Source organism: Pontibacter sp. LHS2 (assembly GCF_058932845.1).
The window spans coordinates 1,958,749-1,980,296 of sequence record NZ_JBZYWG010000001.1 but is presented as its reverse complement, the minus strand read 5'-3'; the positions used below and the strand labels follow the sequence as shown (position 1 = coordinate 1,980,296).

The window sequence follows — 21,548 nt, the reverse complement described above, 5'->3', positions numbered from 1 at the left end:
ATACCTTGCGGCTATACCTTGCGGCTATACCTTGCGGCTATACCTTGCGGCGTAACTCCTTAAAGGTATAAGCATACTTGTTCTTCTCGTCAGGCTCGTGGCTTTCAGCACTTACTTCGTGCCACTCCTCTTGCTTTAGCTCTGGGAAGAAAGTGTCACCATCAAAATCGTGGTGCACCTCTGTCAGATATAGCGTATCTACATTAGGCAAGGCTTGCTTGTAGATTTCAGCGCCACCAACAATGCTCACATGCTCACTATCCAGTTCTTTGCCTTTTGCTATAGCTTCCTCCACGGAGTTCACCACGATGCAACCTTCTGCTTGGTAGTCTTTCTGACGCGTCACGATGATGGTAGTACGACCAGGCAGCGGCTTTCCAATAGACTCGAACGTTTTGCGGCCCATGATCATGGGGTGGCCCATGGTCTTTTGCTTGAAATGGCGCAGGTCCGCGGGCAAGTGCCAGATTAGCTGGTTATCCTTGCCTATGACGTTGTTCTCAGCTATGGCGACGACAATGGCTATCATACTTGTTCTGTTTTAAATGTATAGCCCCTCAACAAATCCTGCACAGGCATGCGTTTTTTACCTTCCATCTGGAGGTCTAAAATCGAAAGAGCGCCATCAGCTGTCTGCACATGCAAGTAAGTTTTATTGTCGGTTATGATTTGGCCCGGCGCTAAGGTATAGGCAGTGTCCTCCAACACTTCCGTCTTGAAAATCTTAAACGTCTTGCCGTCAAAGCGGGTCCAGGCTGCCGGGTAAGGGGAGAGGCCACGAATGAAATCGCGTACTTGTCGGGCAGGTTGATTCCAGTTGATTTCGCAGGTATCTTTGAAAATCTTCGGAGCATGCTTTGTCTCAGCGGTGGTTTGCTGCGGCTGCGACTGTACTTCGCCGCGCTCAATAGCCTGCACGGTGCGTACGGCCAGTTCGGCGCCTTTGTACTTCAACTTCTCGTACATGCTGCCAAAGTCGTCCTCTTCCAGTATCGGCAGGCGGTCCTGGAAAATCAGGTCACCCGTGTCGATTTCGTGTTTCAGGAAAAAAGAGGTGACCCCCGTTTCTTTCTCACCGTTGATGATGGCCCAGTTGATAGGAGCCGCGCCACGGTATTGCGGCAGCAAAGAGCCGTGTATGTTGAAAGAACCAAGTTCCGGCATTGCCCATACTACTTCGGGCAGCATACGGAAGGCCACGATAATCTGCAGATTGGCTTGGTAGCTGCGCAGCTCTTCCAGAAATGCTTCTGACTTCAGGTTAGTCGGTTGTAGCACAGGTATACCTTGCGACACGGCATACTCCTTCACTGGCGATTGCTGTATCTTCTGACCACGGCCCGCTGGTTTGTCAGGGGCAGTGATGGCAGCTACTACATTGTAGTGGTGTTCGACAAGTGCTTGCAGGGTAGGCACCGCAAAGTCGGGCGTACCCATAAACACGATTCGCAATTCGGGCATGGTTCTATTCAAAATCAGGGTATAGCAAATAGTTTTTGCGGAGCACTTTGTAGTCCGACAGCTCCGGCTCCCAACTGGCTCTAATCTCGGTTTCGGTTTTGCCGGCAATCACCTGCTTGCGCAGTTCTGAAGTACCTGCCAGTTTTTCGAAAAAGTTGTTAAAGAACTTATCCTTGTTCGACGAGTTGTTGTACATCTCCAGCAGGTACTTCAGTGTGAACGGCTGTGCATGTGACACATCAGTCAAATCCATGCCGTAGCACTTTACGCCTTTGTGGGGTGGGTCTGTGGCGCCTGGGGTGCTTACGGGGGTAAACGAGAAGCCTTTTTTCTGGTAGAACGGCGAGCCGATTACCTGAAAAGGAGTAGGAGTGCCGCGGCCCACGCTCACATTGGTTCCCTCAAAGAAACAGATGGACGGATACAGTGCAATGGACTGTGGGTTTGGCAGGTTTGGGGAAGGTCGCACCGGCAGTTCGTAGGCCATCGTGTGGTCGTAGTTCTGCATTTTAATGACGGTCAGGTCGCAACTTCTATCGCCTTCCAGCCATTTCTCGCCGTTAATCATCTCGGCCAGTTCGCCCACCGTAAGGCCGTGCACAATCGGAATTGGGTGCATGCCCACAAAGGACTTGTGCTCCATCTCCAAAACAGGGCCGTCTACGTAGTGACCGTTCGGGTTCGGACGGTCAAGCACAAGCATGGACTTGCCGTTTTCGGCGCAGGCTTCCATGGCGTAGTGCATGGTGCTGATGTAGGTATAGAAGCGCGTGCCCACGTCCTGAATGTCGAAAACGAGCACGTCGAGGTTCTGCATCTGGGCTTTTGAAGGCTTCTTGTTGCTACCGTAAAGCGAGATAATCGGAAGGCCCGTTCTAGTGTCTTTCGCGTCTTTGATGTGCGCGCCTGCATCGGCCTCACCACGGAAACCATGCTCTGGTGCAAAAATAGTGGTTACTTGTATGCCACGGCTAATCAGCGTATCCACGAGGTGGGTGTTACCAATCACGGAGGTTTGGTTTACGACCATACCTACCCGCTTGCCTTCGAGGTGTTTCAGGTAGCGGTCAAGTTGCTCTGCTCCGAGTACCAGTGGTTTCTGGGCGGGAACTTGGGCATTTTCTTCAGTGGCCGGGGCGTTTTGATCAGCGGCAGTTGCAGGCGCCTGTTTAGGTGTGCAGCTGTTAAAGCTGAGCAGCAGGGCACTGCAAAGTATAGCAAGAGGTTGTATCATCGGTGTTGTTTTTTCAGGGCCGCGTTTGGAGATTCGCTCACAAAAACGAAACTTTAACAGGACCTAAATCAAAATTCATACCTATCTTTAAGGCAGTTTAGACGCAAGCGAGTGAACGTATCCAAATACATCTCTGATAAGATTTCTGAAGTACAGGCTGGTTCTTTCACCACGTCTGTGACAAAAATAGCAATTATAAGCATAGCTGCAGGCATTGCCATCATGATTGTATCATTTGCGATTCTGGAAGGCTTCCGTGACGAAATCCGGAACAAGATTTTCAGCTTCGGAGCACACCTGCAAATCAGCAAGTACGACACCAATAATTCCTTTGAGGGTGCTCCCATCAGCACGGCCACAGGTATTAACAGCACCGAAGAAATAGCAGGTATACAGCACATTCAGGGTTTCGCCCGCAAAACGGCCATCATCAAAACCGATGACGAAGTGCTAGGTGTGGTGATGAAAGGTGTGGGTGAAGACTACGACCTAAGTTCTATGAAGGCCAACTTAGACGAAGGCGGTGTGGTGACGTTCTCGGACACGGCTTCTTCCAAAGATGTCATGCTGAGTCGGCGTATTGCGAATAAACTCCGCTTGAAAGTAGGAGACGAGGCAATATTCTATTTCATCCAGAATCCGCCACGAGCCCGAAAGCTCAAAGTAGTGGGAGTCTTCAACACAGGTCTGGAAGAGTTTGACGAAGTGTTTGTCATCGGCGACCTGCAACTGATCCGCGAACTCAACAACTGGCCTGATTCGCTGGTAGGTGGTGTAGAAATACTGCTCAAGGATTTTGAGCAGATAGACCAGGTGGCTGATCAGGTATTCGACCAAATGAACTACGATCTGCAGCTTGAAAAAATAACCGACCGACACGCCCAGCTTTTCGACTGGCTGCAACTGTTACGTAAGAACGTGGTCATTTTTCTGGTTCTGATTATTTTCGTGGCGACTTTCAACATGGTGTCCACGGTGTTCATCATGATTATTGAGCGAATCAGCATGATTGGTGTGCTCAAAGCCATCGGAGCCACCGACGCCCAGATACGGCAAATCTTCTACTTCCGCGGCCTGAGTCTGACGCTCAAAGGTATGCTCTGGGGCAACATCATCGGCCTGGGCTTCTGTGTCATCCAATATTACTTCAAAGTCATCCCACTTGACCCTGAGAACTATTACATGGATACCGTTCCCATCAGCTGGAACTTCGGCATCATCATCGCGCTCAACGTGATTACCCTTCTGATGACCATGCTCGCCATCCTTATACCTGCCGCTATGGTCGCCCGCATTAAACCAGTAAGAGCGATTAAGTTTGATTAAAAAAAACGGCGGCCCAAACCTGAGCCGCCGTTTTCATTCTACTAAATCTAAGCTATACCTGCGCCACCGCCTTTTGAGCCTGGCCATTACCTGAACTGCCGCCCACCATCTCTCGTCGTGGTACTGGCATCTGTATACCTTGCTCCTCAAAAGCTGACTTGGCACGTTCGTTCATGTCCCAGAAGAAGGCCCAGAAGTTCTCCTTGTTCACCCACGTGCGTACGCTCAACGTCAGGGAATGCTCGGCAAAGTCAGTGACCACAATCACCGGTGCTGGCTCGGGCAAAACACGTTCATCAGCGTTGATAAGATCCTGCAAAATCTGACGTACTTTTCCAATGTCGTTGTTGACCGATATAGCAAATTTTAGCTCTACGCGACGTGTACTCTCAATAGTATAATTCACTACTACACTGTTGGCCAGAGGTCCGTTAGGAATAAAAATCGTTTTATTGTCAGGCGTTTTTACTACCGTGTTGAAAATGTTAATCATGTTCACGGTACCAGCTTGGCCTTGTGCCTCGATGTAGTCGCCTACCCGGAAAGGCTTGATGGTAAGAATCAGCACGCCACCCGCGAAATTGGAAAGACTACCTTGCAAAGCCAGGCCTATAGCCAGACCCGCTGAACCAAGTATGGCGATGAATGAAGTCATCTCTACCCCCAGCTGCGCGATGACCAGAATAATCAGCAACACACGCATCACAACTGCCAGCACACTCTTCAGGAATGGGCGCAACGATACGTCCACATCTTTTTTCACCATCAGGTTAAACACCATGCGGTTGAGCCTGTTGATAACCCAAAGACCGACTAAAAGTGTGATGATGGCGGAGACAAGACGCATGCCGTAGAGCATGACAAAATTGGTAAAGTTAGCGCTGTAGGCTTCAAAATTAAAAAGGTCAAACATGTGATCAAGTATGCGTTAAAAACAAAAACTCTGGCATCTTGTAGGATACCAGAGTTCAAATTTGGGTATTTTTTACAGCAAAGGCAAAACTAGTCCAAGTGGCGGCACCGCAGAATCAGGTTTGGATTGGGGCAAAGGCCTTCATACAATGCCTGCTCTGATAACCTGGCTACACCCGGATAATCGCCATATTTGCCTTCCATAGAGCACATCACCTGAAAGTGCAGATGTGGCGGCCAGTCGCCGTTCTCAGGGTATGGGCCCACCTCAGCTATCTTGTCGCCCTTACGGAATTCCTTGCCCACAGACAGTCCTTCTAAACAACCAATGTTCAGGTGACCATACAAGGTATAGAAGGTAGTACCCTCCAACTCATGTTCCAGAATAATGGTCGGACCATAGTCGCCGAAGTTGGCGTTGTCGGCGAAGCTGTGCACGTTACCGTCGAGCGGGGCAAACACAGCCGTGCCAGCAGGTAGCCACACATCTATGCCTAAGTGCAGATCGCGACTTTCCTGGGCTACATCAAAGTGGTGGCTGCGGCGATAAATGAAACGGTTCTCGAGGTAGCCACCCACCCCGATGGTGGCGTTCTGTTCCTGCAGCATCTGGTTGACAGCCTCGTTAAAGGCTTGTGTATTGCGCAGGTCGGTTTGCTGCAACAGCTGGTTAGCTGCCGTAAAATCAAGACGGCACACATGTTCGCCGTTTAGGTCCGCATCAAGTACGGGGCCAAAAGCAACAGTGTGCCGTCTTAGTATATTGCTAAGTTTCTTTTCAGTATTCAGCATGTATCAGTGAAGCGGGGGATGAGCCGCCACGCAAGTATAAGAAGAATTATGCTACTTCTTCAACATACTTGGAGAGTGTCTTCAGGCTTTTGGTTTTGCCAAAAAGCTCTTCAGATTTTTTGCTGTAAGCCTGAGCAGCTTCCTGCAGCGTGTCAAACGTGCCGAGGTTGATGCGTTGCTTGTTATGGTGAATAATGGCGCGGTACTTCTGTGCCTCTTTGTGCACACCACGTACGCCCAGTTTGTTTTCCGTTTTAGAGGTGTTGCGCACAATCTTGCAAAGCGGTGCCCACTCCAGATTTTCGAGGCGACAATCTAGTTTGTTGCCGTTTTTGAAGTGCACATAAAGCTTGATATTGCTTTCTGGCTTTTCGATTAGCTGTTCACCGATCATTTTGTGCAGGTAAATGGTTTCGTTGCGGTACTTGCCATTTTTCAACGGCCAGTTCTTCTGGAAGAAGGCATAACCGTTGGAGTGAATGCGCAGGTGCTTCAGAAACTCGATCTGCTGCAGGTAGGCGTTGTTTTGAATATACTCGTAGGTGCGGTCGTCCACCACTACGGTTTTTTCACAGTTTTTGAGAGTTAGTTTGTAGAGCATTGGTGTTTTCAGTAATTGTAAGGTAAAGAACGGAATGCGGGGGTTGGTTATTACCCGACTACAGCACTTGTATGTACTATGTTACAAATGTGCAGTTTTTTTTTCATTCACCGTTCATTCTGTTAATGATTTGGTTATAATACGTGATTCGTGAAATCGGTTTTAAAAATTCCTTTAAATTTTCACTGAACAGCCCAGATTGTCGTAACTTTCAGTCTGAAACCATGTTTCCCTCTAAAAGACTATTAAAAAAACGATATGAGTAGCCCCTATTTCACGCTGAAGGTCGTGGAGATAACCCGCGAAACCTCAGATGCGATTACGATACACTTAGAACATCCCGATAAAAAACCGATTCCATTCAAGGCAGGGCAATTCCTGACACTTATCATTCCGATAGACGGAAAGAAAGTCCGCCGTTCATATTCACTGTGCTGCGCCCCGAATGAGGGCAGCCGCCTGTCAGTTACTGTTAAACGTGTAGAAGGCGGTCTGGTTTCCAATTATTTGCTTGATAATCTGGAAGTTGGGCAGGAAATGGAAGTAATGGAGCCGCTTGGCAATTTTAACTTCGTGCCGGAGGCTGGCAAAAGTCGTCATATTATCCTTTTTGGGGCTGGCAGCGGTATAACACCGCTGATGTCCATGCTCAGAGCCACCTTGCGCGAGGAGCCGAATACCAAAGTAACGTTGCTTTACGGAAACCGCGACGAAAACTCCGTCATCTTCAAGCAACAGCTGCAAGAGTTGGAGGGCGCCAACCCGGAGCGTCTGCATGTAGAGTATATTTATAGCCAACCGAAGCATGCCTGCGACCACCGCGGCCGCATGAACCAGAGTGTGATACTCAAGATTCTCGAGCGCCGACAATTGGCCAAGTCAGCGGATGCGCTCTACTACATGTGCGGACCAGAAGGGATGATGGAAGAAGTGCGGAAAGCGCTGAACGTACTGCATGTGCCCGCTGAGCGTATTTTCCGCGAAAGCTTTGTAAGCAACAAATTAGTGGAGCAACAGGAGCAAGAGCATCATGGCGATGTATCATCTTCTGACGACGATGGTGAAATCACCACCCAGACAGTGACCATCATTTATGAAGGAGCCGAGTACAGTGTGGAGGTGCAGCCCGACCAGACCATTCTGGAGGCAGCCCTCGATCAGGATGTGGACCTGCCATATTCTTGCCAGGCGGGTTTGTGTACCGCCTGCCGCGGCAAGTGCCTGAGCGGAAAAGTACATTTGGATGAGCGGGAAGGCCTTTCGGATGCAGAGCTTGACGAAGGTTACGTACTGAACTGTGTAGGCCATCCGCTAACCTCTAATGTGGTCATCGAAATAGGATAGAAATTACCTGTTATAACTTCAATTTGGCTGCACTATATTATTACATATATAGTGCAGCTTTTTTTTGCACTTTCAGGAGAAGTGTATATATTACCTTTTCTTATACAGAACTATCTATGAGTAAAACAGAAGCTATGATACAAATACCCGAACGAAAACAGCGGGTATACTTGTCGGAAGACTTTGGGATAGACACTTGGGAAACCATTCAGCCATATTTTGAAGAACTGAAAAGCCGGAATATTGACTCTGTGGAGGGGCTGGAAAAGTGGATGAAAGACCGCAGCGAACTTGAGAGTGTACTCTCTGAAGACCTTGGCTGGCGCTACATCCGCATGACCTGCGACACCCAAAACGAGGACATTACGAAAGCTTTCCAGTATTTCGTATCTGAAATAGAACCCCAGATAGCGCCATATGACCACGAGCTCAACCTGAAGTTGATGCATTCGCCTTATGTGACCGGGCTCGACAAAGACAAGTACCGCATCTATCTGCGCGGCGTAGAACGTGCGCTGGAGATTTTTAGGGAAGAAAACATCCCGCTGAACACTGAAATCAGCACCAAACAGCAACAATACGCCGCCATAACAGGGGCCATGACTGTAACGCTGGACGGGGAGGAGATGACGCTGCAACGTGCCGCCGACCGCCTGAAACGCAACGAGCGTGATGTGCGCGAAGAGGCATGGCGTGCCATACAGGAGCGCCGCACACAGGACCGCCAAAAACTCGACGACCTATTCGATGAGCTTTTGAAGTTGCGTACGCAGCTGGCCAAAAACGCCGACTTCGACAACTACCGTGACTATATGTTTGCGGCTATGGGTCGCTTCGACTATACCCCACAGGATTGCTTTGATTTCCACCAATCCATTGAGGAAACCATCGTGCCTGTGCTGACAGGTATAGACCGCGAGCGCAAAGAGAAGCTAGGTATAGCTGACCTGCGCCCATGGGACCTGGACGTGGACCCAAGCGGGAAATCGCCTCTTGAGCCATTCAGTTCTGGCGAGGAATTGCTGGAGAAGACGATACGGGTATTTTATAACCTTGACACTTACCTGGGCGACTGCCTGGCCACCATGCGTGAGATGGGGCACCTGGATCTGGAGTCGAGAAAAGGCAAGGCACCGGGCGGCTATAATTATCCGCTGGACGAGATTGGTGTGCCGTTCATTTTCATGAATGCCACTTCTAGTCTGCGCGATGTAATAACAATGCTGCACGAAGGAGGCCACGCTGTGCATTCTTTCCTGACCCGCGACCTGACGCTGGGCGCTTTCAAGCATCCACCTTCAGAGGTAGCCGAGTTAGCTTCCATGTCGATGGAGTTGATTTCGATGGACTACTGGGACACCTTCTTTAGCAACGAAGATGAGTTGCGTCGCGCCAAGCGAACGCACTTGGAGAGTGTGCTCGAGACCTTCCCGTGGGTAGCTACCGTAGACAAATTTCAGCATTGGCTGTATGAGCACCCGGAGCACAAGCAGGAGGAACGTCATCAGGAATGGCTTAACATTTTCGAGCGTTTTAATCACCTGGAAGTGAATTGGAGCGGACTGGAGAAGTATAAGCCTTTCATCTGGCAGAAACAGCTGCACATATACGAAGTGCCTTTCTATTATGTAGAATATGCCATGGCACAACTAGGTGCGATCGCTGTTTGGAAAAACTACAAAGAGAATCCCACTGAAGGGCTGGCCGCTTACAAGCGTGCCCTTAGCTTAGGTTATACCGTTTCAATAGGTGAAGTGTATGAAGCCGCTGGCATCAAGTTTGACTTCAGCACCGAATACATCAAGAGTCTGGTGGATTTCGTGAAAGGCGAAATGGAGAAAGTCTAAGGTATAGCTATACCTGCAGAGGAGCCCCGTCATTACCGAAAAGGTAACGACGGGGCTTCTTTTATTTAACGAGGTTTGCATTTTGATTTGTTAGGCATAGCTTTACCAGCTCAGTTTTTGAAGATGCTTTTACCTGCACTATTCCCTTTATCGTAGAGAATTGTACACCTGTTTACTTTGTTCAATGGATCCATTTAAACTATTGATTCCTATCGGGATTCTTTTGCTATGCATTGTCACAGCCTGTTCTACTACTCCAACCTCTGTTTCGCAATCCAATAGTGGGATGTCGAATGCTGAGGTTGCCCGTGCTGCTGTTGGAAAGTGGGTCGGAACCATCCCTTGCGCAGATTGCCCGGGAATAGACTATACCTTGGAACTCAACCCAGACAGTACCTACCGGGAGCGAATGGTTTATCAAGGGCGCAGCGCAACACCTTTTGTGCAGTCGGGTACATGGGGTGTGGGTAATGGCAGCGTGAGGCTGAACAAACAAGGTACAGGGAACAACCAGTTTGCAATAGATGGGGAAGCACTGGTGATGCTCGATAGCGAAGGCAACCGAATAGAGTCAACGCTTGCAGAAGCCTACCGTTTGCGCCGGCAAAATCCGGACGAACCGGAAGACAACCCCCGATTATGGCGTGATAAGTACGAACGAGGAATTGACTTTGCAGCAGTGGGGAACGAGCCATTCTGGTCACTGGAGATTGACCTGGAAAAGATGATAGAATTCAAAGCCCTCGACGAAGAAAACGGCAGCGTCCTCACACCGGTGCCCATCGCTGAAATGCCCGAGACGGGGGAAGGGACAATCTATAGAGTACAAACTGTATCAGGAAACCTGGAGATCAGGATCATAAAAGAGACTTGTGAGAATACAATGTCAGGTCGTAAGTTACCCTATACCGTCACTGTGCTCAAAGATGATATGGAATACAAAGGCTGCGGCATGTACCTGCGCGACTCCCGCTTAAATGGCACCTGGAATCTGGTTGAACTGCAAGGTAAAGCCATTAACCCGGAAGATTTTCAGCGGAATGAGCCATCTCTAGTCATTGACTTGACCGAAGGCAGGGTGTCAGGCAGTGCGGGCTGCAATAGACTGACGGGTACGCTTGAACCAGTTGCCGACAGAATAAATTTCGGTCCCATTGCAGCGACCAAAATGGCCTGTCCGAATATGGAAGTGGAGAACCAGTTTTTGAAAGTACTGAGTAATCAGGAGCTAAGATATAAGGTGACTGAAGAGTGGCTGGAACTTATACTAGATGGCAAAGGAGTGATGATGTTTAAGAGAGGAGAATAGGTATAGAGCCGTTGCATAAGACTTTTTTACTTTAAAAGAACCGGAGGACGATTAGCTTAAGCCCAAGTTACCTTCAGTCAGATTTCTTTGCAGCATGAAAATGACTTTTAAGCTAATGATTTTAGAGTAAGACGCTCAGGATAGTAGTGAATAAAAAAAATCGCCTGTCGTTTCCAACAGGCGATTCCTATTTCTTTATAAAAGTCTTTTACAGCGGCTTAAACTGTTCAAACATCTGTCTGCAGTCGTTGCAGTAGTGCATAGAGCGGCAAAGGGTTGGTCCGAATGGGGTGCGCATGTCCGTGTTTTCACTATCGCAGTAAGGGCACTTTACGTGCTCCAAAATGTCAAGGTCTAAGATCAGGTCATACTTTGGAGGTGGCGCCAGGCCAAATTCCTTTAAATGCTGGCGGCCTTTCTCTGAGATTTTGTTGCTGTCCCAAGGTTTGTCAAAAGACATAATGACGGTGTGGTCTGGAATGCCGTGCTTCTCCAAGGTGCGTTCCACGTCCTTTTTCATATAGTCCATGGCAGGGCAACCAGCGAAGGTCGGTGTCATGTTCACAGTCACGTGTCCTTCCCGTGAAATATCCACACCCGTGATCACACCCAAATCTACCAGCGATAATACCGGTATCTCAGGGTCTTTCACCTCCTCCAACAGGGTCAATATGTTCTCTTTCGTCAACTCCATTTTTTATTTTACCATTCCGCTGTCGGGTCAATCTTGAACACCTCGGCCATCTCGTCCAGAAGCGGCTGCAGGTGCTCAGTGTGCTCACCGTAGCGGCCTCCCAGTATTGGTTCAACTGAAGCAAGATCTGGTAATTTCAGATTCGTCTTTTCAATCACTGCCTCGATGCGCTTCAGCCACTCAGCTTTAACAGCTTCCTCGCCCATGTATACACCGGCCTCGATCAGTTCCTGCTCATACTGTGACGGCTCAAACATACCCAGTGCATAAGGTATAGCTTCGTTCAGCGACGACTGCAAACGCAGAATAGCTTCTTCTGTGGACGAGCCCAGGTTCTTGATCCAAGTATTGGCGTGCAACACATGGTATTTCACTTCACCTTTCAGTTTGGTGGCTACCTTGGCAATCGGCTCGTAACTTGACTGGCTCAGCATTTCGAAGCGAATGATCTCGGCGTTGTCGTACAGAAAGTGGCGGATCAGGCTGAAGTCGTACTCGCCATTAGGTAACTCTACCAGCTGGCTGTTGTGGAACTGGTTGGCGTTGCGTGTGAACGCAACTGTGTCTGGCTCAGCTTCGCCAAGCTCCTGCAGTAAGGTATAGAAGGCCAGGCTGTGGCCAATCTTATCCTGCGCCATCGACGAGAAAGCAATATCCTCCTCGAGGATCGGACCGAAGCCAGTCCACTCAGAGTTGCGGTGGCCCAATATCAGTTGGTCGTCGGCCAGTTTGTATAACAGGTCTTTTATCGCTAGCTCGTTCATTATTGCGCGGTCGTTTTGTGTTCTTCTTTATACTTCGTGATTTTGTCCATCACCTTGTAAGCGATGGCTTCGCGGTACTTCTTTTCAGGTATAGTGGTCCACATGTCCTTGTCCTCATCCGCTGACTGCAGCACATGCTTCGACTTCACTACCCATACATTCACAATCGGACCTTTCTCGCCGAATTGGTTACGGGCTTCCTGTAAGGCTTCCTGGTAAGAAGTCGCCATCACACGACCGGCATGGGCATGGGCTTTGCCGCGCTTCTTCAGATGGAAAATTTCGTAAGCCTCGGCCTCTTCGCTGCGCTCAGCTGGCTCTTCCACACGTATCATATCATACACGTTTTCGCCATCGCCAACATAAGGCGTTACCTGGATGTGCTCAGTACGTGCAATCCAAAGTCCCACACAAGCAAAGCGGCGGCTATACTGCTCTTTGGCGAATAAGAAGGCAACATCTTCGTTCGGGGCATGTACCGGGCCAACATAGGTATGGGCAGCGCCTTCTTTCTTCTGATGGAAGGCCTCGTATGTTTCAAACTGATCCAGCTCGGGTTTTGGTTCGATAGGAGCCATCTCCTCCGGCAGGTTCAGTCGGGTTACTCTTGGGTCTAGTGATGTCAGAGACATAGTTTTATTAGTTAAACTTCCATTGACTAGGCCAATGGCTTCACATATTTTGCTTTCGGGTTGAGGAGGGCTCTGCGAACCCAGGCGCCACGCTCTTCGGCAGTACGGCGTACGGCAAGACGCTCAGCGTTGCAAGGACCGTCACCGTTAATCACACGCTTGAACTCATCCCAATCTGGCTCAGTATATTCCCACTGGCCGGTTTCCATATTCTTCTTCAGGTTCGGATCTGGCACGGTAAGGCCAAGCTCCCAAATTTTGGGCACGTACATGTCGAGGAACTGTTGACGGCACTCATCGTTTGAGGCCATCTTCACTTTCCAGCGCATCAGTGTTTCGGTGTGCGTGCTCATTTTATCAGACGGTCCGAAGAACGTCATAATCGGAGGCCACCAGCGATTCAAGGCAGCCTGAATCATTTCACGCTGCTTCGGTGTGCCGGTTGCCATATGTACTACGGCGTCGTGGCCATATTTCAGGTGGAAAGCCTCCTCAGCGCAGATACGCTCCAGCGCACGGGAGTAAGGACCGTATGAACCCTTTGCGTTAGCCATTTGGTTTACGATCGCACCTGCGTCAATCAGCCAGGAGATGATGTTGGAATCTGCCCACGTAAAAGCCGGGTAGTTAAACACATTGGAGTACTTGCTCTTGCCGTTGATCAGGTCCGTCAGCATTTGCTCACGGGTCTTGCCCAAGGTTTCAGCGGCAGAGTAAAGCAGCTGTGCGTGTCCTACTTCGTCCTGCACCTTGGCCATCTGGGCCATCTTGCGGCGGAAGCCTGGGGCACGGGTGATCCACGTACCTTCCGGCAAAGCGCCGATGATCTCAGAGTGCGCGTGCTGCTCGATCATACGAATCAGCTGCTTGCGGTAAAGTTGCGGCATCCAGTCGTTTGGCTCGATCTTCTCGCCACGGGCGATGCGCGCTTCAAATTCGGCTAGCTTTGCAGGATCTTCGGTCTGCAGGTCGTCGAATTTGGTAGCTTCAAAAACGTTTCCTCCTCCGTACATAATATCTTTAGTTTTAAGGTTCGGTAAAAATTGCCGGACTGTTAAGGTGGACAGTCCGGCAAAGGTTAGGTTTAGTTAGGGTGTACTAGGTAAAGGTTAGGTATAGATCAGTTTAATTAAGGTTCGTCTTTAGTCCGTTCAGCAACATGGCCGACAGGTTCTCTGCAATTTCCTCCGGTTTCATTTTTCCCTCCGGCTTATACCAGGTATGGATCCAGTTGAGTCCCGAAAGAATAGTGAGCACGGCAAACTTCTCGTCCGGTACCTGAAACTCTCCGCTTGCTATACCTTGGCGGATAATCTCACGGAAATAATTTTCGTACCGGTCACGCAGCGCCAGAAACTCCGTATGGAATGGTTCACTTAAGTGGCGCCACTCCTGCAGGAACACTGCTGAGGCTTCCGTGTTGCGGGTAAGCACCTGCACATGCGCCGAAATGGCCCGCTTCAGTTGCTCAGTTGCGCTGGTGTTCTCGTCTTTCACAGCTTCTATCGCTCCAAAAAACTCATCTGCCATCCGGAAACACACTCGCTGCAGAATCTCTTCTTTGGAACGGATATGCGAGTAAATGCTGGCAGCCTCTATACCCAGGGCATTGGCCAGGTCGCGCATGGACGTGGCCGAGAATCCTCTGGTTTTGAATAGGGCCGTAGCCGTTTGCTCTATCTGTTCTTTCCTGCTCAAAGTATACTCCTTATATAGATAACAACAAATGTAAACAACCTAACGTTCGTTAGCAAATAAATTTTACGCGAATTATGGAATGGAAGTTGCTGGCTAATTGCGAGCTACAAAAGTTAACGCGTAAGCGCCTGCACAATTTGGCTGTTTACCTGTTAAAGGAATAGGTCGTCATTATAGAGCCTATGCAACCTTCCTTCTGATTTTGCGATCATTGTAGTGATAAGAAGTTGCGCTAAAAGCTTAATAATAGCTGACGATTGCTTATATTAATGGAGCATTACCAAATTGCTCGCGTATACCTGATACCGGTTCGCCGGTGTGATAAATCTAAATTTAGAAGCTATTACCATGACTGACACAACACAACCACCTATCACGCAAACCATGGATTTCGTGCATTACGAAGTGAAAGAGCGTGTTGGGTACATCACCCTAACCAGATCTGAGAAGCGCAATGCGCTGAATGCTGAAATGGTCACAGAGCTAAAGCGCGCCTTTGCTGCTGCCGAAGACGATGAGTCGTGCAAAGTGATCGTACTGCGCGCCGAAGGCAAAGTGTTTTGCGCAGGTGCCGACCTGGAATACCTGCAGCGCCTGCAGCAGTACGACTACCACGATAACCTCGCCGACTCTACTCACCTGATGGAGCTGTTCCGCCAGATCTATACCTTAAAGAAAGTTGTGATCGCGCAGGTGCATGGCCACGCCATTGCAGGTGGCTGCGGACTGGCTGCCATCTGTGACTTCGCATTTACGGTGCCGGAGGCCAAGTTTGGCTATACCGAAGTGAAGATCGGTTTTATACCTGCTATCGTGAAGGTGTTTCTGCTCCGTAAGATAGGAGAGGCCTGTGCCAAGCAACTGTTGCTTACAGGTGATCTGATTTCAGCCGAGGAGGCACAGAGTTTTCACCTGGTAAACTATGTAGTGGCTGCTGAAGAACTCGAAGAGAAGGTGTTCAGCTTCGCTCAGAAGCTCTGCAAAGAGAACTCCCGCCAAAGCATGGAAGTCACCAAAGAGATGATTGCCCGTGTGCAGGAAATGTCGCTGGAAGATGGGTTGCAGTATGCGGCTGAAATGAATGCCGTTGCCCGTGGCAGTGAGGACTGTCAGCGTGGTATAGCCGCATTTTTGAATAAAGAGGCGCTGACTTGGTAATTTTCTGTAGAACTTTCAAAACCATTTGTTAAACTTGTTGTTTGATGAGTATGCTGATGGGCCTTGGAATCATGTTGATTACTTTTGTAGCAATGGAAGGTGTGGCCTGGGCCATGCACAAGTACGTGCTGCACGGTTTTATGTGGTTTCTGCACAAGTCCCATCACACGCATCACAAGCACGCCTTTGAGTGGAATGACCTGTTTTTTGCCTATTATGGAACGCTTGCTATGCTGTTTTTTATTTTCGGCAGTGAGCCCATTGACTATAGGTTCTGGATAGGAGCAGGTATTACACTTTATGGCGTAGCTTACTTCCTAATACATGATGTATTCATCCACAGGCGTATTAAGTTTTTCGGTAATACGTCTAACGTTTACCTGAAAGCCTTAAACATGGCGCATAAGGTGCATCATAAGCACACGAGCCGCGACGGATCCGAATCTTACGGAATGCTGTGGGTGGCACCGAAGTACTTTAGGGCAGCATACTCAATTTTACAGAAACGACAACAAGGGGAACAGACGTGGCGCAATACACCATCAAAGAGCTAGAGCACCTTTCAGGTATCAAGGCTCATACGATCCGCATCTGGGAGCAGCGCTACAATGTGCTTTGTCCCCAGCGAACCGATACCAACATTCGCTACTACAGCGACGCCGACCTTAAAACCCTGCTTAATATCTCGCTCCTCAATGAGCAAGGGTATAAGATCTCTAAAATCGCGAAGATGAGCTCTGAGCAGCTCAAGCTAACAGTGCAGCAGCTGGCCGAGCAGGAGGCCCATACGCTATCTCATCACATCAACAGCATGGTGACAGCCATGATTGACATGGATGAAGAGCGTTTCGACAAGTCATTTTCCACAGTCACACTGCAGCTGGGTTTTCAGAATGCGATGCTGCAGGTGGTTTATCCGTTTCTGCATAAGATTGGAATACTCTGGCAGACCAACAACATCACGCCCGCCCATGAGCACTTCGTGAGCAATCTGGTGCGGCAAAAATTGATAGTAGCCATCGATGGGCAGGTGTTGAAGCGTAAAGAAGGATCTCCGTCTTATTTACTATACCTGCCTGAAGGAGAACTGCACGAGATAGCGCTTCTTTTCATGAACTACCTGATCCGGGCACACCATCAACAGGTAATTTACTTAGGACAGAACCTGCCATTCGAAGACTTAAAGAGAACTTATGACCAGCTGAAACCTGCCATTATCTGTACGGTTCTGACCATAGTGCCTGAGCGGGAGTTTGTGCAGGAATATATTGATAAGGTAGCAACCACTTTCCCTGATGCCCAGATCTACTTTTATGGCTATCAGGCACAACATAGCTTTCTGGAGTACCCTAAAAATACACATCGCTTGAGTAGTATTGCTGATTTTGAAGCTTTGTTGAAAAGATTTTGCTGATAATTAAACAGGTCTCTGAAACGGGATAGTTCAACAGGAAAGGTCAAATCCAATTGGGTTTGGCCTTTTTTGTTGGTTAAAGTGCTAAAGTGGAATAATCGGAGAAGTTTATATTGTTTAATGTATCCGAAAATATATTAAACAAAACTTGACTTAAAATTTAGATGTCCGTATAATTGTTTAGTGATTTACCTTAAATGTTAAACAGTATGACGGCATTAGAATTTTCCAATCATATTCAGATGGCAGCTGGTTCGTTGAAGCCGGTAGCTATGAACCTTACCCGCAATGCGGACGATGCCAAGGACCTTGTGCAGGAAACGTTGCTTAAAGCGCTCTCAAACCGTGAGAAGTTCAATGCCGGCACTAATCTGAAGGCATGGCTCTACACCATCATGCGCAATACGTTTATCAACAATTACAACAAAATTACAAAGCGCAGCAGTCAGGTAGACAGTACTGAATACCTGCAGTACATGAACACGGACGATAGCTTCATCACTGTGAACAAGGGCACGGCTGCCTTTGTGATGAGTGACATTAAAGCGGCTATCGCCAAGCTCAATGAAGAGCACCGCACACCGTTCATGATGTATTACATCGGTTACAAATACCTGGAAATCGCTGAAAAACTTAACATCCCAATCGGCACTGTGAAAAACCGTATCCACATTGCCCGCAAGGAGTTGAAGAAACTGTTGCAGGTTTATGGCGACTAGCTACAACTTAAACCAGTTTTTTTTAGTAAATTTCTAGATGATGTCAAAAAAAGTAATCGTAATCGGTGCTGGATTTTCTGGACTGTCTGCCGCTACTAGTCTGGCCGACCTAGGCTATGAAGTAACGGTGCTCGAGAAGAATGCCACACCCGGAGGACGTGCCCGCAGCTTTGCAGCCGAAGGCTATACCTTCGACATGGGCCCGAGCTGGTACTGGATGCCGGATGTCTTCGAGTCTTACTTCCGGAAGTTTGGCAAGACTGTTTCCGATTACTATGACCTCGTGCGGCTCGACCCATCTTATACTGTCGTATTTGGTGAGGATGACTTTGTGGACGTGCCTGCCTCGCTGGACGAGCTGAAGGCGCTGTTCGAGAGGTGGGAGCCCGGCAGCGCTTCTCGTCTCGATAAGTTTCTTGAGCAGGCTGCTTACAAATACGAGGTAGGGATAAACCAGCTCGTGTACAAACCCGGACGCTCAGTGAGCGAGTTCATGAGTTTGCAACTCTTAATGGATGTGTTGCGCATGGATGTTTTTCAGTCTATTCACGCCCATATCCGTCGATTCTTTTCGCATGACAAGATCATCAAGCTAATGGAGTTTCCGGTACTGTTTCTCGGAGCGCTGCCGCAGAACACCCCGGCACTCTATAGTTTGATGAACTATGCCGACATCAGCCTGGGTACCTGGTACCCAATGGGCGGGATGTATAAGATTATTGAAGGTATGGTACAGCTGGCAGAGGAGAAGGGGGTTTCTTTTCTCTATAACCAGGATGTGCAGGAAATTGAGGTAGAGCAAGGTATAGCTCGACGTGTACGCACCGCTACAGGCACTTTCGAGGCGGATGTGGTAGTAGGCAGCGCTGATTACCACCACGTCGAACGTCATCTGTTAGCTTCGGATTACCGTAGTTATACGGAGGCCTATTGGGATAAACGCGTGATGGCGCCCTCCTGCCTTATTTTCTATTTAGGTATAAGCAAGAGACTGGACAACCTACGTCATCACAACCTGTTCTTTGACGAAGATTTTGGGCCGCATGCGCACGAGATTTACACCGATCCCAAATGGCCGGCTAAACCACTGTTTTATGTGTCAGCTCCGTCGGTAACGGATGCTAGCGTGGCCCCGGAAGGTTGTGAGAACTTGTTTGTGCTGATGCCAGTGGCACCAGACCTGGAAGATACCGAAGCGTTGCGGGAGCGCTACTATACCCTTATCATGGATCGTTTGGAGCGTTTAACCAAACAGGATGTGCGCAGTGCCGTGGTTTACAAGCGTAGCTACGCGCATCGGGATTTTATCTCTGATTACAATGCCTTCAAAGGCAATGCCTATGGCTTGGCTAACACCTTGATGCAGACAGCCCTGCTGAAGCCTAGCCTGAAGAGTAAAAAAGTAAGAAACCTGTACTATACCGGTCAATTGACGGTGCCTGGTCCAGGAGTACCACCCTCGCTGATCTCAGGACAAGTGGTGGCAAAGGAAGTGGCGAAAGAATATGCGCTGGCTACGGGTCAACGAGAAATAATGAGTACATAACTCCCCATTAGAACTATGGATTTATTTAAAGAGACCTGCCTGAACTGTAGCAAGCTGATAACTGAAGCGTATAGTACCTCCTTTACACTTGGAATTAAAACGCTGCACCGCAAATTCCACCAACCCATCTATGCTATTTATGGCTTTGTGCGTTGCGCAGACGAAATTGTAGACACCTTCCATGACTTCGACAAGCGTAAACTGCTCAGTGAGTTCCGCAAACAGACTTTTGAGGCCATTGAGCAAGGTATAAGCCTGAACCCTGTGTTGCATGCCTTTCAGTGTGTAGTCAACGAGTATAAGATAGACCGTGAATACATCGAGGCTTTCCTGAACAGCATGGCCATGGACCTAGAGGATCATGTATACGACCCGGCGCTTTACAAAGAGTACATTTATGGCTCTGCCGAAGTAGTTGGGTTGATGTGCCTGAAAGTGTTCTGCGAGGGAGATGAAGAACAGTTTGAGCGTCTTAAGAAACCAGCCTGCAGCTTGGGGGCGGCTTTTCAGAAAGTGAACTTCCTGCGTGACATGCAGAGCGACTTTAAAGACCGGGGCAGGGTTTATTTTCCTTCCGTGGACATTCGCACTTTCAACAACGCCAGCAAAGAGGAGATAGAGGCCGACATTGCGCTGGATTTCAAAGACGCCTACGCTGGTATACTCGCTTTGCCACGTTCGGCGCGCATGGGTGTATACCTTGCCTATGTATATTACCTCAAGCTTTTCCACAAAATCAAAGGGCTGCCGGCAACCCATATATTAAATGAGCGCGTAAGAGTACCTGATAACACAAAGTTTGCCTTACTTTTGGGCTCCTATGTCAGGTACCAACTAAACGCCATTTAATTCGTGAGAAATAGCTTACAAATACTATTCGTTTTTCTGTTTTTAAGTTTTACGGCGCTTGCCGATAATTCCAAAGATTACAAATTGTCAGATCTGCGAGTGCAGTTTCTGGAGGCCAGCAAAGACAGCAAGGCCGGTCGGAATTTTCATGAGCTGATGAGCAGCTACGAGGATAATAATCCGGTGATACTGGCTTATAAGGCAATTTCAGAAGCAATCATGGCCAAGCATGTCTGGAATCCTTATATGAAAATGAAGCATCTGCAGCGTTCCTCCGAGATATTTGAAGAGGCAGTGCGGCTCAATGCTTCAAATCCGGAAATAAGGTTTTTGCGCTTTACGGTAGAGCATTACGTGCCGCGCTACCTTAACATGAGCAAAAACCTGCAGGACGATAAAGCAAAGATCATCGCCGGCTTGGAGCGCCATCCAAAATCCGGGCTATCTGATGACATGGCCCGGGACATTCGCGCCTTCATGCTGACGAAGGACCACTGCACAGAGCAGGAAAAACAAAGACTCAAACGTATACCGATTTAAGCCGCATGCCGCTATACCTGTACCTGAACATTTTCACCATTCTGTTTCCTCTGTTACTCTCATTCGACAGGAAAGTGACCTTCTATAAAAACTGGCCATACCTTTGGCCGGCGATCATCATCAACGCGGCGCTCTTCATTTTCTGGGACGTGCTGTTCACAGAATCAGGTGTGTGGGGCTTCAATCCGGAATATCTAGTCGGGATCTACCTTTTTAATCTGCCGATCGAGGAAGTACTCTTTTTCATCACAGTGCCTTATGCCTGCGTTTTCATCTATGAGTGCCTGAATGCCTACATTACCAAAGACCTGATGCAGCCTTATGCCAAAGGAATAACCTTTGTGCTTATACCCGTCCTCTTGCTCATAGCTGGTCTTAATCTCGAAAGACTTTATACCTCTATCACCTTCATCTTGCTGGCTGCTGTGCTGGGGATGCATTACTATTTTTTCAACACTCAAAAATTAGGACGTTTCTACCTGGCTTACCTAGTGCACCTGGTCCCGTTCCTGACGGTAAACGGCGTTCTCACCTATCTGCCAATTGTTTGGTATAACAATAGTTACAACCTGGGTTTGCGCATTGTGTCTATACCTGTAGAAGACTCCATGTACTCGATGCTGATGCTTTTGTTGACAATTTCGATTTACGAAGGCTTAAAACAGCGTTTCGCCGTTAAACAATATCAACGCTTGGCTGTATAAAGGT

Annotated in this window: 23 protein-coding genes; 12 read left to right on the top strand and 11 right to left on the bottom strand. The window is 48.6% G+C overall.

From position 1 onward, the window contains the following. Positions 1–37: 37 nt before the first annotated feature. Genes AC5FX6_RS08660 through AC5FX6_RS08650 form a run of 3 tightly spaced genes read right to left on the bottom strand, consistent with a single transcriptional unit; the run spans position 38 to position 2,695 of the window. Positions 38–529, bottom strand: coding sequence for a dihydrofolate reductase (locus AC5FX6_RS08660; RefSeq protein ID WP_493596629.1), 492 nt, complete (start codon positions 527–529; stop codon positions 38–40). Then, positions 526–1,461: a methionyl-tRNA formyltransferase gene (gene fmt / locus AC5FX6_RS08655; protein ID WP_493596628.1), complete on the bottom strand. Its 936-nt coding sequence runs from the start codon at positions 1,459–1,461 to the stop codon at positions 526–528. Before fmt ends, AC5FX6_RS08660 begins: the two co-directional genes overlap by 4 nt. A gap of 4 nt (positions 1,462–1,465) precedes the next feature. Then, on the bottom strand, positions 1,466–2,695 hold the full coding sequence (locus tag AC5FX6_RS08650; RefSeq protein ID WP_493596627.1) for an exo-beta-N-acetylmuramidase NamZ family protein: 1,230 nt from the start codon (positions 2,693–2,695) through the stop codon (positions 1,466–1,468). Positions 2,696–2,806: 111 nt separating this feature from the next. Here AC5FX6_RS08650 and AC5FX6_RS08645 point away from each other — a divergent pair, with 111 nt between their 5' ends. Next, positions 2,807–4,021 carry an ABC transporter permease gene (locus AC5FX6_RS08645; protein WP_493596626.1) on the top strand — a complete coding sequence of 405 codons (1,215 nt, stop codon included), beginning with the start codon at positions 2,807–2,809 and terminating at the stop codon, positions 4,019–4,021. A 52-nt stretch (positions 4,022–4,073) separates the two neighbouring features. Here the strand turns inward: AC5FX6_RS08645 and AC5FX6_RS08640 are convergent, their stop codons facing one another. From AC5FX6_RS08640 to AC5FX6_RS08630, 3 genes are all read right to left on the bottom strand, one after another. Continuing rightward, positions 4,074–4,934: a mechanosensitive ion channel family protein gene (locus AC5FX6_RS08640; protein ID WP_493596625.1), complete on the bottom strand. Its 861-nt coding sequence runs from the start codon at positions 4,932–4,934 to the stop codon at positions 4,074–4,076. A gap of 89 nt (positions 4,935–5,023) precedes the next feature. Beyond that, positions 5,024–5,725 carry a peptidoglycan DD-metalloendopeptidase family protein gene (locus tag AC5FX6_RS08635; protein ID WP_493596624.1) on the bottom strand — a complete coding sequence of 234 codons (702 nt, stop codon included), beginning with the start codon at positions 5,723–5,725 and terminating at the stop codon, positions 5,024–5,026. A 46-nt stretch (positions 5,726–5,771) separates the two neighbouring features. After that, positions 5,772–6,326 (bottom strand): HNH endonuclease, encoded by a 555-nt coding sequence (locus AC5FX6_RS08630; RefSeq protein ID WP_493596623.1) that lies wholly within the window; start codon positions 6,324–6,326, stop codon positions 5,772–5,774. A 258-nt stretch (positions 6,327–6,584) separates the two neighbouring features. On the opposite strand from AC5FX6_RS08630, the gene AC5FX6_RS08625 reads away from it, so the two are divergent. From AC5FX6_RS08625 to AC5FX6_RS08615, 3 genes are all read left to right on the top strand, one after another. Further along, positions 6,585–7,670, top strand: a complete 1,086-nt coding sequence (locus AC5FX6_RS08625; RefSeq protein ID WP_493596622.1) for a 2Fe-2S iron-sulfur cluster-binding protein — start codon at positions 6,585–6,587, stop codon at positions 7,668–7,670. Between the two features lie 134 nt (positions 7,671–7,804). Beyond that, positions 7,805–9,517 (top strand): M3 family oligoendopeptidase, encoded by a 1,713-nt coding sequence (locus tag AC5FX6_RS08620; RefSeq protein ID WP_493596621.1) that lies wholly within the window; start codon positions 7,805–7,807, stop codon positions 9,515–9,517. A 184-nt stretch (positions 9,518–9,701) separates the two neighbouring features. Next, positions 9,702–10,826, top strand: coding sequence for a copper resistance protein NlpE N-terminal domain-containing protein (locus AC5FX6_RS08615; protein ID WP_493596620.1), 1,125 nt, complete (start codon positions 9,702–9,704; stop codon positions 10,824–10,826). Positions 10,827–11,034: 208 nt separating this feature from the next. On the opposite strand, the gene paaD is transcribed toward AC5FX6_RS08615, so the two are convergent. From paaD to AC5FX6_RS08590, 5 genes are all read right to left on the bottom strand, one after another. After that, on the bottom strand, positions 11,035–11,520 hold the full coding sequence (gene paaD / locus AC5FX6_RS08610) for a 1,2-phenylacetyl-CoA epoxidase subunit PaaD (protein ID WP_493596619.1): 486 nt from the start codon (positions 11,518–11,520) through the stop codon (positions 11,035–11,037). A gap of 8 nt (positions 11,521–11,528) precedes the next feature. After that, the gene (gene paaC, locus AC5FX6_RS08605) at positions 11,529–12,284 is read right to left on the bottom strand and encodes a 1,2-phenylacetyl-CoA epoxidase subunit PaaC (protein WP_493596618.1); all 756 of its coding nucleotides are present in this window, start codon (positions 12,282–12,284) and stop codon (positions 11,529–11,531) included. Continuing rightward, entirely contained in the window at positions 12,284–12,916 is a 633-nt protein-coding gene (locus AC5FX6_RS08600) for a phenylacetic acid degradation b (RefSeq protein ID WP_493596617.1), read from the bottom strand. Before AC5FX6_RS08600 ends, paaC begins: the two co-directional genes overlap by 1 nt. A 26-nt stretch (positions 12,917–12,942) precedes the next feature. Continuing rightward, positions 12,943–13,929: a 1,2-phenylacetyl-CoA epoxidase subunit PaaA gene (gene paaA, locus AC5FX6_RS08595; RefSeq protein WP_083674181.1), complete on the bottom strand. Its 987-nt coding sequence runs from the start codon at positions 13,927–13,929 to the stop codon at positions 12,943–12,945. Between the two features lie 112 nt (positions 13,930–14,041). Next, a complete protein-coding gene (locus tag AC5FX6_RS08590; RefSeq protein ID WP_493596616.1) occupies positions 14,042–14,614 on the bottom strand; it encodes a TetR/AcrR family transcriptional regulator in 573 nt (190 codons plus the stop codon). A 384-nt stretch (positions 14,615–14,998) separates the two neighbouring features. Here AC5FX6_RS08590 and AC5FX6_RS08585 point away from each other — a divergent pair, with 384 nt between their 5' ends. The 8 genes from AC5FX6_RS08585 (at position 14,999) to AC5FX6_RS08550 (ending at position 21,544) form a co-directional block, all read left to right on the top strand. Continuing rightward, on the top strand, positions 14,999–15,772 hold the full coding sequence (locus AC5FX6_RS08585) for an enoyl-CoA hydratase/isomerase family protein (RefSeq protein ID WP_493596652.1): 774 nt from the start codon (positions 14,999–15,001) through the stop codon (positions 15,770–15,772). Between the two features lie 44 nt (positions 15,773–15,816). Continuing rightward, positions 15,817–16,326, top strand: a complete 510-nt coding sequence (locus tag AC5FX6_RS08580) for a sterol desaturase family protein (RefSeq protein ID WP_493596615.1) — start codon at positions 15,817–15,819, stop codon at positions 16,324–16,326. Continuing rightward, complete coding sequence (locus AC5FX6_RS08575) at positions 16,299–17,186, top strand: MerR family transcriptional regulator (RefSeq protein ID WP_493596614.1); 888 nt, start codon at positions 16,299–16,301, stop codon at positions 17,184–17,186. Before AC5FX6_RS08580 ends, AC5FX6_RS08575 begins: the two co-directional genes overlap by 28 nt. Before the next feature lie 209 nt (positions 17,187–17,395). Then, positions 17,396–17,905 carry an RNA polymerase sigma factor gene (locus tag AC5FX6_RS08570; RefSeq protein ID WP_493596613.1) on the top strand — a complete coding sequence of 170 codons (510 nt, stop codon included), beginning with the start codon at positions 17,396–17,398 and terminating at the stop codon, positions 17,903–17,905. Between the two features lie 37 nt (positions 17,906–17,942). Continuing rightward, on the top strand, positions 17,943–19,451 hold the full coding sequence (crtID, locus tag AC5FX6_RS08565) for a bifunctional phytoene desaturase/3,4-desaturase (RefSeq protein WP_493596612.1): 1,509 nt from the start codon (positions 17,943–17,945) through the stop codon (positions 19,449–19,451). A 15-nt stretch (positions 19,452–19,466) separates the two neighbouring features. Then, a complete protein-coding gene (locus AC5FX6_RS08560) occupies positions 19,467–20,300 on the top strand; it encodes a phytoene/squalene synthase family protein (RefSeq protein ID WP_493596611.1) in 834 nt (277 codons plus the stop codon). 84 nt (positions 20,301–20,384) lie between these two features. Beyond that, positions 20,385–20,840 carry a hypothetical protein gene (locus AC5FX6_RS08555; protein WP_493596610.1) on the top strand — a complete coding sequence of 152 codons (456 nt, stop codon included), beginning with the start codon at positions 20,385–20,387 and terminating at the stop codon, positions 20,838–20,840. A 5-nt stretch (positions 20,841–20,845) separates the two neighbouring features. Continuing rightward, on the top strand, positions 20,846–21,544 hold the full coding sequence (locus AC5FX6_RS08550; protein ID WP_493596609.1) for a lycopene cyclase domain-containing protein: 699 nt from the start codon (positions 20,846–20,848) through the stop codon (positions 21,542–21,544). Positions 21,545–21,548: the final 4 nt, after the last annotated feature.

What these genes read in the sequence shown, in the direction of transcription:
- AC5FX6_RS08625 (WP_493596622.1), top strand. Translation starts at nt 6,585, where the DNA reads ATGAGTAGCCCCTATTTCACGCTGAAGGTCGTGGAGATAACCCGCGAA.
- AC5FX6_RS08635 (WP_493596624.1), bottom strand. Translation starts at nt 5,725, where the DNA reads ATGCTGAATACTGAAAAGAAACTTAGCAATATACTAAGACGGCACACT.
- AC5FX6_RS08560 (WP_493596611.1), top strand. Translation starts at nt 19,467, where the DNA reads ATGGATTTATTTAAAGAGACCTGCCTGAACTGTAGCAAGCTGATAACT.
- AC5FX6_RS08630 (WP_493596623.1), bottom strand. Translation starts at nt 6,326, where the DNA reads ATGCTCTACAAACTAACTCTCAAAAACTGTGAAAAAACCGTAGTGGTG.
- crtID (WP_493596612.1), top strand. Translation starts at nt 17,943, where the DNA reads ATGATGTCAAAAAAAGTAATCGTAATCGGTGCTGGATTTTCTGGACTG.
- paaC (WP_493596618.1), bottom strand. Translation starts at nt 12,284, where the DNA reads ATGAACGAGCTAGCGATAAAAGACCTGTTATACAAACTGGCCGACGAC.
- AC5FX6_RS08570 (WP_493596613.1), top strand. Translation starts at nt 17,396, where the DNA reads ATGACGGCATTAGAATTTTCCAATCATATTCAGATGGCAGCTGGTTCG.
- AC5FX6_RS08650 (WP_493596627.1), bottom strand. Translation starts at nt 2,695, where the DNA reads ATGATACAACCTCTTGCTATACTTTGCAGTGCCCTGCTGCTCAGCTTT.
- AC5FX6_RS08550 (WP_493596609.1), top strand. Translation starts at nt 20,846, where the DNA reads ATGCCGCTATACCTGTACCTGAACATTTTCACCATTCTGTTTCCTCTG.
- AC5FX6_RS08580 (WP_493596615.1), top strand. Translation starts at nt 15,817, where the DNA reads ATGAGTATGCTGATGGGCCTTGGAATCATGTTGATTACTTTTGTAGCA.
- AC5FX6_RS08660 (WP_493596629.1), bottom strand. Translation starts at nt 529, where the DNA reads ATGATAGCCATTGTCGTCGCCATAGCTGAGAACAACGTCATAGGCAAG.
- paaA (WP_083674181.1), bottom strand. Translation starts at nt 13,929, where the DNA reads ATGTACGGAGGAGGAAACGTTTTTGAAGCTACCAAATTCGACGACCTG.
- AC5FX6_RS08640 (WP_493596625.1), bottom strand. Translation starts at nt 4,934, where the DNA reads ATGTTTGACCTTTTTAATTTTGAAGCCTACAGCGCTAACTTTACCAAT.
- AC5FX6_RS08585 (WP_493596652.1), top strand. Translation starts at nt 14,999, where the DNA reads ATGGATTTCGTGCATTACGAAGTGAAAGAGCGTGTTGGGTACATCACC.
- fmt (WP_493596628.1), bottom strand. Translation starts at nt 1,461, where the DNA reads ATGCCCGAATTGCGAATCGTGTTTATGGGTACGCCCGACTTTGCGGTG.
- paaD (WP_493596619.1), bottom strand. Translation starts at nt 11,520, where the DNA reads ATGGAGTTGACGAAAGAGAACATATTGACCCTGTTGGAGGAGGTGAAA.
- AC5FX6_RS08600 (WP_493596617.1), bottom strand. Translation starts at nt 12,916, where the DNA reads ATGTCTCTGACATCACTAGACCCAAGAGTAACCCGACTGAACCTGCCG.
- AC5FX6_RS08615 (WP_493596620.1), top strand. Translation starts at nt 9,702, where the DNA reads ATGGATCCATTTAAACTATTGATTCCTATCGGGATTCTTTTGCTATGC.
- AC5FX6_RS08620 (WP_493596621.1), top strand. Translation starts at nt 7,805, where the DNA reads ATGATACAAATACCCGAACGAAAACAGCGGGTATACTTGTCGGAAGAC.